At 71.0% G+C, this 13,610-nt stretch carries 15 protein-coding genes and 1 pseudogene; 8 read left to right on the forward strand and 8 right to left on the reverse strand.

Features of this window, described 5'->3' with window-relative positions:
* Window positions 1–17 precede the first annotated feature (17 nt).
* Complete coding sequence (locus tag OHS81_RS19690) at window positions 18–371, reverse strand: hypothetical protein (RefSeq protein WP_328386035.1); 354 nt, start codon at window positions 369–371, stop codon at window positions 18–20.
* Between the two features lie 82 nt (window positions 372–453).
* The gene (locus OHS81_RS19695; RefSeq protein WP_328386036.1) at window positions 454–648 is read right to left on the reverse strand and encodes a hypothetical protein; all 195 of its coding nucleotides are present in this window, start codon (window positions 646–648) and stop codon (window positions 454–456) included.
* Between the two features lie 313 nt (window positions 649–961).
* On the opposite strand from OHS81_RS19695, the pseudogene OHS81_RS37465 reads away from it, so the two are divergent.
* Window positions 962–1,076 (forward strand): annotated as a pseudogene (locus OHS81_RS37465) (phosphorothioated DNA-binding restriction endonuclease); the annotation flags it as partial.
* A gap of 96 nt (window positions 1,077–1,172) precedes the next feature.
* Here the strand turns inward: OHS81_RS37465 and OHS81_RS19700 are convergent.
* The gene (locus OHS81_RS19700; protein ID WP_328386037.1) at window positions 1,173–2,531 is read right to left on the reverse strand and encodes a serine hydrolase domain-containing protein; all 1,359 of its coding nucleotides are present in this window, start codon (window positions 2,529–2,531) and stop codon (window positions 1,173–1,175) included.
* 532 nt (window positions 2,532–3,063) lie between these two features.
* Here OHS81_RS19700 and OHS81_RS19705 point away from each other — a divergent pair.
* On the forward strand, window positions 3,064–3,429 hold the full coding sequence (locus OHS81_RS19705) for a hypothetical protein (protein ID WP_443058730.1): 366 nt from the start codon (window positions 3,064–3,066) through the stop codon (window positions 3,427–3,429).
* Between the two features lie 677 nt (window positions 3,430–4,106).
* Complete coding sequence (locus OHS81_RS19710; protein WP_328386038.1) at window positions 4,107–4,337, forward strand: type A2 lantipeptide; 231 nt, start codon at window positions 4,107–4,109, stop codon at window positions 4,335–4,337.
* Between the two features lie 373 nt (window positions 4,338–4,710).
* On the opposite strand, the gene OHS81_RS19715 is transcribed toward OHS81_RS19710, so the two are convergent.
* Together OHS81_RS19715 and OHS81_RS19720 are read right to left on the reverse strand one after the other, a co-directional pair.
* A complete protein-coding gene (locus OHS81_RS19715; protein ID WP_129295639.1) occupies window positions 4,711–5,469 on the reverse strand; it encodes an SDR family NAD(P)-dependent oxidoreductase in 759 nt (252 codons plus the stop codon).
* Between the two features lie 91 nt (window positions 5,470–5,560).
* The gene (locus OHS81_RS19720) at window positions 5,561–5,896 is read right to left on the reverse strand and encodes a YnfA family protein (RefSeq protein WP_328386039.1); all 336 of its coding nucleotides are present in this window, start codon (window positions 5,894–5,896) and stop codon (window positions 5,561–5,563) included.
* 113 nt (window positions 5,897–6,009) lie between these two features.
* Between OHS81_RS19720 and OHS81_RS19725 the strand changes: the two genes are divergently transcribed.
* Window positions 6,010–6,750, forward strand: coding sequence for an AAA family ATPase (locus OHS81_RS19725; RefSeq protein WP_328386040.1), 741 nt, complete (start codon window positions 6,010–6,012; stop codon window positions 6,748–6,750).
* Here the strand turns inward: OHS81_RS19725 and OHS81_RS19730 are convergent.
* The gene (locus OHS81_RS19730) at window positions 6,707–8,410 is read right to left on the reverse strand and encodes an FAD-dependent monooxygenase (RefSeq protein WP_328386041.1); all 1,704 of its coding nucleotides are present in this window, start codon (window positions 8,408–8,410) and stop codon (window positions 6,707–6,709) included. The two genes, OHS81_RS19725 and OHS81_RS19730, sit on opposite strands and share 44 nt — an antisense overlap.
* 207 nt (window positions 8,411–8,617) lie before the next feature.
* Here OHS81_RS19730 and OHS81_RS19735 point away from each other — a divergent pair, with 207 nt between their 5' ends.
* Window positions 8,618–9,241: a TetR/AcrR family transcriptional regulator gene (locus tag OHS81_RS19735; RefSeq protein WP_328386042.1), complete on the forward strand. Its 624-nt coding sequence runs from the start codon at window positions 8,618–8,620 to the stop codon at window positions 9,239–9,241.
* A 106-nt stretch (window positions 9,242–9,347) separates the two neighbouring features.
* On the opposite strand, the gene OHS81_RS19740 is transcribed toward OHS81_RS19735, so the two are convergent.
* Window positions 9,348–10,244, reverse strand: a complete 897-nt coding sequence (locus tag OHS81_RS19740; RefSeq protein WP_328386043.1) for a helix-turn-helix domain-containing protein — start codon at window positions 10,242–10,244, stop codon at window positions 9,348–9,350.
* Between the two features lie 171 nt (window positions 10,245–10,415).
* On the opposite strand from OHS81_RS19740, the gene OHS81_RS19745 reads away from it, so the two are divergent.
* The 3 genes from OHS81_RS19745 (at window position 10,416) to OHS81_RS19755 (ending at window position 12,734) form a co-directional block, all read left to right on the forward strand.
* Window positions 10,416–11,072, forward strand: a complete 657-nt coding sequence (locus tag OHS81_RS19745; protein ID WP_328386044.1) for a TIGR03086 family metal-binding protein — start codon at window positions 10,416–10,418, stop codon at window positions 11,070–11,072.
* Between the two features lie 248 nt (window positions 11,073–11,320).
* Entirely contained in the window at window positions 11,321–11,812 is a 492-nt protein-coding gene (locus OHS81_RS19750; RefSeq protein ID WP_328391270.1) for a cupin domain-containing protein, read from the forward strand.
* Window positions 11,813–11,897: 85 nt separating this feature from the next.
* A complete protein-coding gene (locus tag OHS81_RS19755; protein WP_328386045.1) occupies window positions 11,898–12,734 on the forward strand; it encodes an SDR family NAD(P)-dependent oxidoreductase in 837 nt (278 codons plus the stop codon).
* Between the two features lie 72 nt (window positions 12,735–12,806).
* On the opposite strand, the gene OHS81_RS19760 is transcribed toward OHS81_RS19755, so the two are convergent.
* Window positions 12,807–13,397, reverse strand: coding sequence for a hypothetical protein (locus OHS81_RS19760; protein ID WP_328391272.1), 591 nt, complete (start codon window positions 13,395–13,397; stop codon window positions 12,807–12,809).
* Window positions 13,398–13,610 lie beyond the last annotated feature (213 nt).

The following is a 13,610-nucleotide window of genomic DNA, read 5'->3' on the forward strand; positions in this document are numbered from 1 at the left end:
GGAGCATCCGTTCGACTTCAGCAGCGCTCCGGGTTGGCGGGATCCCGGGTCCACACCGACGCGGGGAACTCCCCCATGACGTCGGCCATCGCCTCCGCGAGGCCGATGACCCGCTCGTACGGCTTGCGCTCCTTGATCCACCCGATCATCCGGTCCCCATGGAGCCGCCATCCCATCTTGGCGTCGGCCGTCATCCGGACCACCCGCTCCGTGAGAACGAGTTCGGCGAAGGCAGGGGCGACGGAGCAAGCGACCAGTCGGGGTTTACGCCCGGGAGGCAGGTGGACGGGGGTGCCGGCGCGGGGTGGGAGGGGGTCCATCCGCAGTCCGTAGACGAGCGTGCCGACGGAGGCCGCCGTGCCGCTGCGCACTTGCGCAGTACCCCGGGATTGCCGCCGGGCTTGAGGATGTTGAAGCTCTTCTCGATGTGCTGCTGTTCCTCGGCCACAGCCGCTACGCCCCCTTGAACGCGGCCGCGTGCTGCGCGTCGGTGTGCTCGTAGCTGGCCGCCGAGTGGTCGAGCCCCCTGGCGTATCCGGCCAGTTGCTGACGCAACTGCTGGAGGCTGGTCACGGTGGCCTTCGTCATCTCCACGTATTTCGCCAGGGCTTCGGTCGATTCGCTGAGAACCCCGAATACGTCGTCCACCTTCTCGGCCTTGTCGGCGAAGCGTTTTACTTGTTCGTCGAGCCGGTTGTCCCTGGTCGCGATGTATATCCGACCGCTCCGTGCACGACAGCAGCGGCCCGCATGTCCCAGGCTGCGCGTACGCCGGTCCCGGTCGCAGCATCGGCGTGGGGTCCGTCTGACACAGCAGTCCACGTGATCGGCAGGCCCCGGATGGGACGCGGACGCTGTTGGCGGACCGCGGGGGCCTTCGTGACGACGGCCGGTTCGACTCCGCTGGGGTGGTGCAGGCCGTTGTCGTGATCGGGGTGGGTTCGTGCCGTTGTGCGGGGTGGGGAGGGCCCTCGTCGGACCGCTGAACGGCTGTGCGCGGATCGCCCCGCGTGCACATCAGGTGGCACACGGCGCAGGTGTTCCGCGGTGGGGCGCGCATACCGGAGCACGTCTGACTGCGCGCACGGGCCCCCGGACACTCGCCTGCCTGCGCCGTCGCCACCATGACCCGCAAACTGCCGGTGGGATACGGAAGTCGGCGGAATCCCGGGTCAGCGACCCGGCGACAGCGGAGCCAGCGGACGGGTGAGCGGGACGGACAGCCCGTCGAGAGCCTTCGGCGCGGCCGGGTGCGCGAACCGTCGCGGCTCGGCGGGCACATCGTTGTCGCACATCGCCTTCGCCTCGAAGGCCCCGATCGCGGCGTCGATCGGGCCCGGCTTGATGTGACCCGTCGCGTCGAGCTGCTGGTACTTGGCCCGGTTGAGCCCGAACGTCATCTGGCGCTTGCCGTCGGGCGTCGAGTACGTCACCGTCTCGGCACCCCACACCGAGCCGGTGTGTCCCCAGAAGCGCCCGCACACAGTGTCGATCGCTTCGATGCCGAGGCCGTAGCGCATCAGCAGATTGCCCTTTCCGTCCTTGGAATCGACGGTGGTCTGCATCTGGCGGAGTTCGGCGGGGGCGAGCAGTCCGCCGGTCAGCAGCGCCCGGTAGAAGTCGTTCACGTCCTCCATCGTCGAGACCAGCGCCCCGGCGGTACCGGCCCAGGACATGTCGTACGTGCTGTATTCACGGGCCGGGCCGATCAGTCCGTAGAGGGATTCGTACATCTTGGAATGCGGCCCGGATATCCGTGTGGAGGCCGGGAAGTAGGTGTGCTTCAGCCCGGCCCTGCGGATGACGTGGCGGGTGATGTACTCCTGCGGATCCTCGCTGGTGACCTTCTGCAGCAGCATTCCCGCGATGACGTAATTGGTGTTGGCGTAGGACCACTTCTCGCCGGGCTTGCCCGTCGGTTCCGCCTGCAGGCCGAAGCGTGCGAGCTCCTCAGGGGCGAAGTGGCGGTAACGGTTGGCGTCGATGCTCTCGGCACTCCCCTTGAGGAGGGAGGGGAAGGCGCCGGGGATGTAGTCGGCGATGCCGCTGGTGTGGTTGAGCAGCATACGGACGGTGATCTTCCGGCCGCGTTCACCGGGGACGAGGCCGGGGAGGTAGCGGGCAACGGGGGCGTCCAGCTCGATCCGGCCCGCGCCGACCTGTTGCAGCACGGCGACGGAGGTGAACGCCTTGGTGAGGCTGCCCACGCGCTGCTGCATCTGCGGCCCGACCGGGCGGTTGGTGGTGATGTCGGCGACACCGGCCGCGCCCCGCCATTCGTCCCGGCCCTCCCGGACGGCCGCGTAGGTACCGTACATACCCGCTCTGTGCAGCGCTGCCAGCTTCTCGTCCAGTGCCTTGTGGTCAAGGTGGCCCGGGCGGGCCGTCGTTCCTGCGGCGGCGTGGGCACCGGGCGCGGGGGCCGTTGCGGCCTGGGCCGGTAACGCCGCTGTCACCAGTGAGAGCATCACGGCCGTGGTGGTGCCGGCGATTCGTGCGCGGCGGCGGCGGGCCGGGCGGGACAGGGTCATGTCTTCTCCCGTTACAACTTCCTGCTACTGCGGTCGATCACGCATGTGATCTTGGTCGTCTTGATTCTCTCGACCGACGCCGTCCCCACAGTCCTCCCGCAGAACGACCTGTCTCATCAACACTGATGACATTTGTCAGGCGTCTACGAGCCCGAAGTGTGCATGCCTGAAGCGCAATTGCCGGAACGGTGATTGCCGGAACCGTGGCCCCCGGACCGGCAACGGGGCGGGAGCAGCTGTCGCCGTTCCGCGGACGGCCCGGAGTTCGGACGCTGTTTCAGTTGGTGCGCCGGCGGCAGCCGTTGGGGACTGCGGCGACGGCGGCCCGGAACGGCAGAGATTTCATCAGGGGCGGCACACTCGCCTTATCGGAAATCATCGCTTATGTGTCTTTCCTTGGAACCGGAAGCGGCGGAAGCGAGGGGCGAGGTGCGGACGCAAGGATCGACGCGTGATCCAAGATCCGGAACCGATATGAAATCGCAGGTTTGAAAGAGGTTTCGGGTGCCCGCGCGAGGCAAGCGAGGAGGGTATGAGCAATCCCCATGAACCCATGCCCGCAAATGACACCTACCACCCCTATGGCCATAACGGGGGCGCCTACGGGCGTAACCAGGATGGCACCGGGGCAAACCGGGCAGCATTGATCATTCATACGCTCGCGGACATCGCGGCAGGATTTCTGGGCCTCTGGATCCTGCTGTACCTGCTTGAGGCAAACCAGGGAAATGTCTTCGTCGGCTTTGTGCACGGTATGGCCGACTTCCTCGCCGGCTGGTCACAGGACATCTTCACCATGAAGCTCGAAGGTCTGCGGGTTTTCCTCAATTACGGCCTGCCTGCCGTGATTTACCTTCTGCTCGGTCATGGGATCGCTGCGCGGGTACGCCGCCTCTGACCGCATTCGGACCAGATTTCAGAGGCGTGGCCGGCGCGCTCGCCGTCCCGGATGCCGGGGCTGCGACTGCCAGGTCTGCGGTGCCGGGACGGTCCGCGGGCGCGTCACGTATGCCGGTGGTCGGCGAGGTCCGTGATCAGATCGTGAAGAGAGATCGCGGACCTCACGACACGGCGTCGTCGGGCGTGCCCGCCGCGCACCGGATGCCTTTCGCTGTCACACGGCTCAGCCGCTGGCGGCGGTCAGTCGCTCGCCCGGCGCGGGCAGAGGGTGCGGCACAGCCCACCCTGCGCATTCTCTACGCAGAATGGGCACGTACGCGCTGCCGAATCCCGTTTCGCAGAGGGCGCGCCCGCTCCCGGGGGTGATATGTCCTTCGCGTGGCACTGTCAGTACCTCGCCACAATCCCTGGTCGGCGAAAAGTACGTGAAGGAGTCGTCACCATCCCGTCGGAAATTCCGCCGGCCGACACCGTGCGATACCGGACCGTCTGCAGAAATGACCGACGGGTCGGGGTAGCCGGGCCGCCCGTGGACGTGGTTTGATCTCGCGTCAATCGGAAGTTGCGCATCCGCTTCCGGGTATCAGGGGTCGTGAAACCGGCGGGAGCAGCTTGTCGCCGGGCCGGCCGATACCACTCATTGATCGCCGCGAACCACCAAGGAAAGGGCCAGCCATGCGTAAGGACTCCATGCCCCAGAACGAGGCTCACGAGATCGCCGACAGTGAACTGGACAACGTCTCCGGAGGAATTCTCGGGGCCGAAAACCTGCTGGGCGGCGGAGCCTCTTCCCTGCCTACTCTGCCTGCGCTGCCCGCTCTGGGCGGCTCGGTTTCGGGCGGCGTGAGCGGTCAGCTCGGCCCCGTCTCGGGCCATGCAGGGATTTCCGGTGGCGCCGGCGTCTGACGCCACATTCACCCGGTGAATCCTGGTCTGCAGCACTCGCCCCACCGGTCCAGGTCCATCCGCATTCCAGTGGGGTGATCATGGGCCAGACCCGGGGCGCTGGGCGGTCTCCAGGGATCGTTGGAACGGTCGAGGTCGTCGCCATGCTCAAGCAGGTGGTGTGTGAAGGGCTGGGCGGCTGAGGGACGGAGAGGGCTGAGTGGCCTGTGAGGACTCAGTCCCGGGGCGGTCCGGCGCAGTGCGCGCCCGGACCGCTCTTCGTATGCCGCCGGGCTGCCCATGTCTGCGTGGGGCGTGTCTTTTGCGGGGCCTGCCCCGGGTGGGGCGCGTGTCTAACGTGGGGCAGGCCGGCGTGTCTCAGGTGGAGCGTGTCTCAGGTGGTGCGGTGGACCTTGGAGTTGGAGGCCTGGGCGCGGGGGCGGACCACCAGCAGGTCGATGTTGACGTGGGCGGGGCGGGTGATCGCCCAGGTGATGGTGTCGGCGACATCGTCCGCGTTCAGCGGCTGGTCGACGCCCTCGTAGACCTTGGCCGCCTTGGCGGCGTCGCCGCGGAAGCGGGTGGTGGCGAACTCGTCGGTCTTGACCATGCCCGGGGCGACCTCGATGACCCGCACCGGTTCGCCGCACAGCTCCAGACGGAGCGTTTCCGCGATGACGTGGGCGCCGTGCTTGGCGGCGACATAGCCGCCGCCGCCCTCGTAGGTGCCGTGGCCGGCGGTGGAGGAGAGTACGACGACCGTGCCCTCGCCGGAGGCGGTGAGGGCGGGCAGCAGCGCCTGGGTCATATGGAGCACGCCCAGCACATTGACCTCGTACATCGCGCGCCAGTCGGCGGGGTCGCCGGTGGCGACCGGCTCCGCGCCGTAGGCCCCGCCGGCGTTGTTGACCAGGACGTCGACGGAGGGGTAGCGGTCGAGGGCGGCAGCGAAGGCGTCGACGGCGGCGCGGTCGGTGACGTCGAGGGCGTAGGCCTCGGCGTCCGGCAGCTCGGCGGCGAGCTCCTCGATGCGGTCCTTGCGGCGGGCGGTGAGCACCACGCGGTAGCCGGCGGCGGCCAGGGCCCGCGCGGTGGCGGCACCGATACCGCTGCTCGCTCCGGTGACGACGGCGGTACGGACCTCGGCGGTCATGGCACTCTCCTCAGGGCTGTGGGGTCCCCCTGCTGCCCAAGGGCTCGGGGGAGGGTGGCTGCGGCCAGGATATGCAGGGGCCTCAGTGGCCTCAGCGGCCCCTGGGGGCGTACATGATCACGGCCATTCCGGCCAGGCAGATCAGTGCGCCGGTCACATCCCAGCGGTCGGGGCGGTAACCGTCGGCGATCGCGCCCCACGCCAGCGATCCGGCGACGAAGACACCGCCGTACGCGGCGAGGATACGGCCGAAATCGGCGTCCGGCTGGAACGTGGCCACCCAGCCGTACGCCCCGAGCGCGATCACTCCGGCGCCGATCCAGACCCAGCCCTTGTGTTCGCGGACGCCCTGCCAGACCAGCCAGGCGCCGCCGATTTCGAAGAGGGCGGCGACGAGGAAGAGGGCGGCGGAGCGGGCGAACAGCATGCGTGAAGCCTACGGAATCAGGGACCTGTTCCGGTGGGGCGGGCTGCCGGGCAGGGGGCCTTCGGGGTGCTGTGAGCGGCCGGCTGTCAGTGGGGTGTGAGAACTTCGGGGGCATGCTGATCGAACGGGCTTACGTGGACGTTCCGGAGGGGAAGGGGACGGCCGGGGACGGCTGGCCCTGGACGGTGCCGTGTGTGCGCCAGCTGGCCGAAGAGGGGCTGGCCTTCCGCGCTCCGGTCACCTTTCTGGTGGGGGAGAACGGTTCGGGCAAGTCGACGCTGGCCGAGGCGCTGGCGGAAGGCTTCGGGCTGGATTCGTACGGCGGCTCGGCGGGATACAAGTACGCGAGTTCGCGGGAAGCGTCGCTGCTCGGTGGTCTGATGCGGTTCGATCCGACGCGGGAGGGGCGCCGGATGGTGCGCGGACCGAGGGTCCGCCGGCGGGGGTTCTTCCTGCGGGCCGAAACGGCGCTGGAGGCGCTGAACGGGGAGCGGAGGTCGAACCGGCTGTCCCGGTCCCCGGACGAGATGAGCCACGGGGAGGGCTTTTTGATGGCCTTCCGGGAGGGGTTCTCGCAGCAGGGCCTGTATGTAATGGACGAGCCCGAGGCGGCCCTGTCCTTCTCCTCCTGTCTGGAACTGGTCGGGTTGATGGACGAGTTGGGGAGCGGTGGCGCGCAGATCATCTGCGCCACGCACTCACCGCTGCTGACGGCGCTGCCCGGCGCGGCGATCGTGGAGGTCGGCGAGCACGGGATGCGGAGCGTGGAGTGGGCGGAACTGGGGCTGGTCGACCACTGGCGGCGCTATCTCAACAATCCCCGGGCGTATCTGCGGCATGTGCTGGAGCGGTGAGGGGGGCCGGCCGGGCGGTGCCTATGGAGTCGCCGTCCTCGGGCGCGGCGCCGGTCCAGTGGAGGAGGGCGGAGCGTAGCGCCGCGGCGCGTGCGGCGGGGGCCGTGGCATCGGTGGCCCAGGCGATATAGCCGTCGGGGCGGACGAGAAGCGCCGTGCGGCGGCCGCTGCGCCAGGAGGCGGTGACGACACGGCCGGCGGCGGGCCGGGGGGAGTCCTCCTTGTCCGGCGGAGTGTGGGGAATGCCGGGCTCGTCGGCGGGGGTGAGGAGGACGAACGTCCCCTGGCGCAGGAGGGCGTAGAGGCGGCTGCCGTCGGCCAGGCGGATGTCGGGGGCGCGCCGGCCGGCGAGGGGGTGGGCGCCGGGCCCGGCCTTGTAGGCGATGCCGATGCCGGAGACCGTGCGGATCGCGTGGCCGGACAGCGGCCGCAGATGGTTCACGAGCCGGGCGGCGAGCGTGCGGACGGCGCGTCCGGGGGCGGTGTGCAGCAGGGCGAGCCGGATGAGGGCGCCGCTGCTGCGCAGCACCTGCCTGCCCACCGGGTGGCGCTCGGTCTGGTAGCTGTCCAGGAGGCTGTCGGGGGAGTGGCCCCGGAGCACCGCGGCGAGCTTCCAGCTGAGGTTGGCGGCGTCCTGGAGGCCGGTGTTCATGCCCTGGCCGCCGGCGGGGGAGTGCACATGCGCGGCATCGCCGGCGAGGAACACACGGCCCACGCGGTAGCGGGGGACCTGGCGCTCGTCACTGTGGAAGCGGGAGACCCAGCGGACGTCGGGGACGCCGTAATCACTGCCGAGGGCGAGCCGGGTGAACTCGCGGACCTCGTCGAGACCGACGGGCGCGTCGTCGTCGGCCTGGCGGTGGCGGTTCCAGCCGATGACGCGGTACCAGCCGTCGCCGAACGAGCCGACCAGGGCGAAGGCGTCGCCGTCGGCGGTGACGGTGAAGGGGGATTCGGGCTCCCGGCTCAGCCGGACATCGGCGAGCACCAGGGAGCGGATCACGGACTTGCCGGGGAACGGCAGGCCGAGGGCTTCGCGGACGGTGCTGCGGACGCCGTCGGTGCCGACGGCGTAGGCGGCGCGGACGCTGCCGAGGCCGTCGGCGGTACGGAAGCGCATGGTCACGCCGTTGGCGTCCTGATCGAGGCCGAGCACTTCGGAGTCGTAGCGGAAGACGACCCCGGCCCGGCGGGCCCGCCGCTCCAGCAGCCGCTCCACCTCGAACTGCGGGGTGATCAGCACGAAGGGGAAGCGGGAGCGGAGCCGGGTCGCATCGAAGGTGGCGTCCCCGAACAGACGGATGGCGGGGACCCGGTGGCCGCCGGCGACCAGCTCGTCGGCGAGACCCCGGGCGTCCAGTTGCTCAAGAGTGCGGGCATGGACCGCCAGGGACCGGGTGAGATTGCTGATCGTGGCGGGACGGCGCTCCAGGAGCGTGACACCCAGGCCCGCCTCGGCGAGGTCCCCGGCCAGCAGCAGGCCGGTCGGGCCTGCGCCCACGACGATGACGTCCGTATCGCGGGGCGTCCGATCGCGGGCCGTCCGATCGTGGTCGTTCCGCGCCTCGTCCGTCCCGGGGGAGTCGTGGCCGTTGTGGCGGTCGTGACCGCCGTGACCGCCGTGGCCGCCGTGACCGGGCTTGTGGTTCATGGCATCCATGGCTTCCGCCTCCTGCGCCTATGCCTGTGCCTGTGCCTGTGCCGGTTTCTGCGTCTGCGCCGTGCCTTTATGGGTGCCGGTGTCTGGACCTGCTGGTGTCCATGCCTATGCCTGCAGCAATGCCAACGCATGTTGGTCAACGCTTGTTGGCAAGCGTAAGGCGAGCGGATCTGGTGTGTCAACAGGTGTTGGCCTACAGTTGTTGACATGGCCGAACACGCTCCCTTCGCCGCCGATGCCGCGCCTGCCGCGCCCGACGATCCGGCGGACCCCGCCCGCCCCCGCCGCTCCGCCGCGACGCGCGCCGCGATCCTGGCCGCCGCCCGGGACCGCTTCGCCGCGGACGGCTATGAGCGCGCCACCATCCGCGCCATCGCCAGGGACGCGGACATCGACCCGTCGATGGTGATGCGCTACTACGGCAACAAGGCCGGTCTCTTCGCGGCCGCCTCCGAGATCGAGGTGCACGCCCCGGACCTCACCCACGTCCCGCGCGACGAGGCCGGCGCCCGGCTCGTACGCCACTTCCTGGAGCGCTGGGAGTGCGATGAGACGCTGACCGGCATGATGCGCGTCGGCGTCACCAACGAGGCGGGTGCGCAGCGGATGCGAGGCGTGTTCGCCGAGCAGATCAAGCCGGTCCTGGCCGCGGTCTGCCCGGTGCCCGACGAGGCGCCGACCCGTGCCGCGTTGATCGCCTCCCAGATACTCGGCATGGCGCTGTGCCGCTATGTGCTGCACATCCCGCCGGCCGTGAACCTCGGCCACGACGAGCTCGTCGCCTGGCTGGCCCCCACGATCCAGCGTTATCTGACGGCCGAACAGCCCTGATGCCCGAGCAGCCCTGATGCCCGAACAGCCCTGATGCCCGAACGGCCATGCCGTCCGACAGCCCTGAGTGCCGTACGGCTCCGAGGGGTCCCGGCCGCGGTCGGAGTCAGCGGGCGTAGGCGGTGGGCGGGACCCCGACGGTGGCGCTGACCTCGCGGACCAGGTGCGCCTGATCGCTGTAGCCCAGCTCGGCGGCGAGCGCGGCCCAGTCGACCTCCGCGTCGGACGCGGCGCGCTCCAAGGCCTCGTGCACCCGGTAGCGCAGCAGTACCCACTTGGGGCTGACCCCGACGTATCCGGCGAACAGCCGCTGCAGGGCCCGTACGGACATGCCCTCGGCCTGCGCGAAGTCCGCGACCCGGCGGATCGTACGGTCCGTGCGGATCCGGTCGGCCAGCCCCATGGCGAGGTCGGCCTGGGCGAGGATCCGGGGCCCGGCCCGCACGCGGGGGATCAGAAACGCGTCGAGCGCGGCCACCCGCGCGTCCTCGTCGTCCGGCTCCAGCACGGTGGCCGCGGCATCGGCGGCCGTGACGCCGGTGGTCGTGACGTCGGGAGCCGCGGTGTCAGGGGCAGCGGTGTCAGGGGCAGCGGTGTCGGCGGTCGCGGCATCGGTGGCCCCGAACACCGTCGCCAGCGGCAACCGGCGGTCCGTCCAGTCCGTGGCGGGCCGCTCCGGGGTGAACGGCCGGAACCCGCCGGGCCGGAACTGCACCCCGCACACCCGCCCGCGCCCCGTCAGCTTCTGCGCGAACAGCTCCAGCCCGACGCCCGCGACCTCGCCGAAACCGGGCCGGTCGGCGTACCGCTGGAAGACGAGGTTCACGCAGGGGTGCGGAACGACATGCGTGGCATACGGCTCGGACAGATCCCAGTCGATCAGCCAGTAATGCTCGACATAGGGGCGCAGCGGCGCGGCGGGGGTGCGGCGGCGGAACTGCACCCGCGTGAAGAGTCCGGGGGCGTCGACGATGCCCCGGGTATCGCGCCGTGGAGCGGCCATGCCTGGATTTTAGGGGGTGCCCGTGCCGTTCCGCCCGCACCGTCCCGCCGGGCCGTCCCGCCGGGCCGCGAGGTCGGCCCGCAGTGGTCGGACGGGTTGTCGCGTGCCCGGTCGCGCGGGCTGTCGCATTTTTTCAAGCCGCCCCCGGCCGGGGCCCGTAGCGTCATCGCCATGACCGACATGCAAGACATTCCGGATGAAACACCCGCGAGAGAAACGGGACCGGCCCCCGCGGCCCCACCGGCTCCCGCGCCCCCACCGATCAGTGCGCTGCTCGAAGCGGCGGCCGACGCGGCGCTCCCCGTACTGCGCGGGGTGCGCGACGACCAGCTGGAACTGCCGACGCCGTGCGCCGAGTACGACCTGCGGGCGCTGCTCAACCACCTCTTCCAGGTGGTCGTCGCCTTCCAGGCACTGGCCGCCAAGAAGGACGTGGACTTCAGCACCACCCCCGACCGGCTCGGCGAATACGGCGCGCGGTGGCCCGACCGGTTCGCGGAGGAGACGGCGCGGCTGGTCGAGGCGTGGGCGGCGCCGGGCGCGGAGGACGGCCTGACCGGCGGGATGAACCTGCCGGCTCGGACCGTCGGCGCGATGGTGCTGCTGGATCTGACGGTGCACGCCTGGGACGTGGCGCGGGCGACCGGCCGGCCGTACGCGCCGGCCGCCGGGTGCGTGGCCGAGCTGCGGAAACTGGTCGCCCAGATGGCCCCGACGGCCCGGAAGATGAAGGTCTTCGCCGACCCGCTCCCCGTCCCGTCCGGCGCCTCCGCTCTCGACGTGCTGCTGGCGGAGACCGGCCGCGACCCGTATTGGACGGCCGGCTGACGGGCCGTCGGCCACCGGGCGGCGGCTCTGGCTCGGCAGCGGTTCTGCCCGGGCGACGCCTCCGCCGCGGCCGGTGCCTCCGCCCGCTCGGCCCCTCCGCCCGGGCTCGGCCACCTGGCTCGAATGGGCCCGCACCGTATTGCCGTCCCCCCTAGCCTGGTCCACGACCCGGCAGCCGGCAGACCGAGGGGAGGCGGCCGCGGATGAACGAACAGCGGACGGACGGGCAGCGGACGGACGGGCAGCCGATGTCCCGTGACCGGCTCCCCGAGGCGCTGATCGATTTCTACGGGCTGACGCCGCTGCCCCGTGAAGGCGGACGGTTCCGGCGTACCTGGGCGGGCCCCGAGCGTGCCGACGGACGGCCCGAGGGCTCGGCGATCGTGATGCTGCTGACCGCCGAGCCGGGCGACTTCTCCGCCCTGCACCGGTTGCCCACCGACGAAATCTGGCACTTCTACCGCGGTGATCCGCTCGCCCTGTTCCTTCTCCGGGAAGACGGCGGCGCCCGTACGGTCATCCTCGGCCCGGACGTGCTCGGCGGGCAGCACGTCCAGTTCACGGTGCCGGCCGGTACGTGGATGGCCGCCGAGGTCGCCGACGGCGGCTCCTGGACGCTCTTCGGCTGCACGATGGCGCCGGGTTTCACCTTCGAGGACTACGAGCACGGGGACGCCGCCGAACTGGCCGCGCGCTTTCCCCAAGAGGCGGCGCGCATCGCCGCCCTGAGCCGGCCATGACCGAACCGTCCATGACGGGCCCGACCCTGACCGAACCATCCATGACGGACCCGACCATGACCGAGCCGAAAACGAGGGGCCGACCATGACCGAGACCGAGACCGAGACCGAGACCGACGCCCCCGGCCCCTCCCCTCACCCCGGCCCCTCCCCTCATCCCGGCCTCCCCGACCTCCGCGGCCAGGTCGCCCTCGTCACCGGCGCCGCCGGCGGCCTCGGCCGCGGTATCGCCCTGCGGTTCGCCGCCGCGGGGGCCGCCGTCGTGGCGCATTACCGGACGGGCGCCGAGGCGGCGCGGGACCTGGTCGAGCGGATCGAGGCGGACGGCGGGAGCGCGCTGGCGCTGGCCGCCGATCTGGCCGTCGAGGAGGAGTGCCACCGCCTGGTGGCCGAGGCGGCCGGCTGGCGCGGGCGGCTGACCGCGCTGGTGAACAACGCGGGGGTGCAGCCCACGCAGGAGCTGGCGGGGATGTCGCTCGCCGACTGGCGGGCGGTGACGGAGGTGAACGTGCACAGCGTCTTCGCCTGTACCCAGGCCGCGGCGGCCGTGATGCGGGCGGGCGCCGGAGGGTCGGTGACCCATATCGCCTCGATCGAGGCGGACCGGCCGGCGCCGCGGCATGCCCACTACTGCGCGTCGAAGGCGGCGGTGGTGATGCATGCGCGCACGGCGGCGCTGGAGTACGGGGCGTACGGCATCCGCGTCAACAGCGTCTCGCCCGGTCTGATCGACCGGCCCGGCCTGGCCGGGGACTGGCCGGAGGGGGTGCGCCGCTGGCAGGCGGCGGCACCTGCCGGGCGGTTGGGCACGCCTCAGGACGTGGGCGATGCCTGTGTCTTCCTCGCCTCGCCGATGGCGTCCTGGATCACCGGGCACGATCTGGTCGTGGACGGCGGTGTGTCGGCCCGCCCGACGTGGTGAAGCGGCGCCGGCGGTCCCGGGGCACGGCGCGGCCCCGGGCCGGGCACCGCGCCCCGCCCGGGCGCCGAACCGTTACGGCCAGACCAGGCAGTACGCCTGGTGCCCCGCCTCGTGCAGCCGGTGGCTGAAGTCCTGCCACTCGTGCAGCAGCTGGTAGACGGTGAAGGCGTCGCGCGGGCCGCCGCGGTCGGGGACGGTGGACCAGATGAAGGCGGCCGCGCCGACCGACTCCTCGCCGACGCCTCGCAGCGGGTCGATCACGGTCATCGGGAGCTTGACGACGGCGTAGTCGGGGTGGAGCACGACCAGTTCGAGCGGCGGAACCTTATGGAGGGGTATGCCCTCTATACCGGTGAGGACCATGGCGGCCATCGTCTCCGGCTTGATCTTGCTGAACATGCCGCCCATGCCGAGCTCGTCACCGCCGAGCTCCTCGGGACGCATGGAGACGGGGACCCGGGCCGCCGTCGCGCCGTTGGGCGCGCCGAAGTACCTGTACGTCACCCCCATGCGGCCGCCTCTGATTTCCCTGCCCGTGGTCTCGCTCGTGATGCCCTCGCGCGTGGTGTCGCCCGTGGTGTCCTCGCGCCGGTGACGGCCGCGCTGGGCGCGCTCGGGACCCCGGTCATTGGTTCCCTCGCCCAGTTCGCCACCGCGATGCATATCTCCACCCGACCACTCGCAGCCCCAGCCGCGCAACCCGATCATCGTCTCAGAGACCTCCCCCGTCACCGGCGCGTGAAACGCCCGGCCACGCGCCCCCGTGCGCCTCTGAGACCATTGCTTGCGTGACTTACTCGTACGTCGGCCCAGTTTCGCAGACGAGTGGGGGCTGACGCCCGGTCGAAAGCGAGAGGAATCAAAAAAGGAGCGAGG

Origin of the sequence: Streptomyces sp. NBC_00400 (assembly GCF_036048035.1) — a bacterium.
GTDB lineage: Bacteria > Actinomycetota > Actinomycetes > Streptomycetales > Streptomycetaceae > Streptomyces.

Excerpts from the sequence above, each read along its gene's own strand:
- OHS81_RS19730 (WP_328386041.1), bottom strand. The coding sequence starts at position 8,410 with ATGGATGCCATGAACCACAAGCCCGGTCACGGCGGCCACGGCGGTCAC.
- OHS81_RS19725 (WP_328386040.1), top strand. The coding sequence starts at position 6,010 with ATGCTGATCGAACGGGCTTACGTGGACGTTCCGGAGGGGAAGGGGACG.
- OHS81_RS19740 (WP_328386043.1), bottom strand. The coding sequence starts at position 10,244 with ATGGCCGCTCCACGGCGCGATACCCGGGGCATCGTCGACGCCCCCGGA.
- OHS81_RS19720 (WP_328386039.1), bottom strand. The coding sequence starts at position 5,896 with ATGCTGTTCGCCCGCTCCGCCGCCCTCTTCCTCGTCGCCGCCCTCTTC.
- OHS81_RS19750 (WP_328391270.1), top strand. The coding sequence starts at position 11,321 with ATGTCCCGTGACCGGCTCCCCGAGGCGCTGATCGATTTCTACGGGCTG.
- OHS81_RS19760 (WP_328391272.1), bottom strand. The coding sequence starts at position 13,397 with ATGCATCGCGGTGGCGAACTGGGCGAGGGAACCAATGACCGGGGTCCC.
- OHS81_RS19745 (WP_328386044.1), top strand. The coding sequence starts at position 10,416 with ATGACCGACATGCAAGACATTCCGGATGAAACACCCGCGAGAGAAACG.
- OHS81_RS19755 (WP_328386045.1), top strand. The coding sequence starts at position 11,898 with ATGACCGAGACCGAGACCGAGACCGAGACCGACGCCCCCGGCCCCTCC.
- OHS81_RS19700 (WP_328386037.1), bottom strand. The coding sequence starts at position 2,531 with ATGACCCTGTCCCGCCCGGCCCGCCGCCGCCGCGCACGAATCGCCGGC.
- OHS81_RS19710 (WP_328386038.1), top strand. The coding sequence starts at position 4,107 with ATGCGTAAGGACTCCATGCCCCAGAACGAGGCTCACGAGATCGCCGAC.
- OHS81_RS19705 (WP_443058730.1), top strand. The coding sequence starts at position 3,064 with ATGAGCAATCCCCATGAACCCATGCCCGCAAATGACACCTACCACCCC.
- OHS81_RS19735 (WP_328386042.1), top strand. The coding sequence starts at position 8,618 with ATGGCCGAACACGCTCCCTTCGCCGCCGATGCCGCGCCTGCCGCGCCC.
- OHS81_RS19715 (WP_129295639.1), bottom strand. The coding sequence starts at position 5,469 with ATGACCGCCGAGGTCCGTACCGCCGTCGTCACCGGAGCGAGCAGCGGT.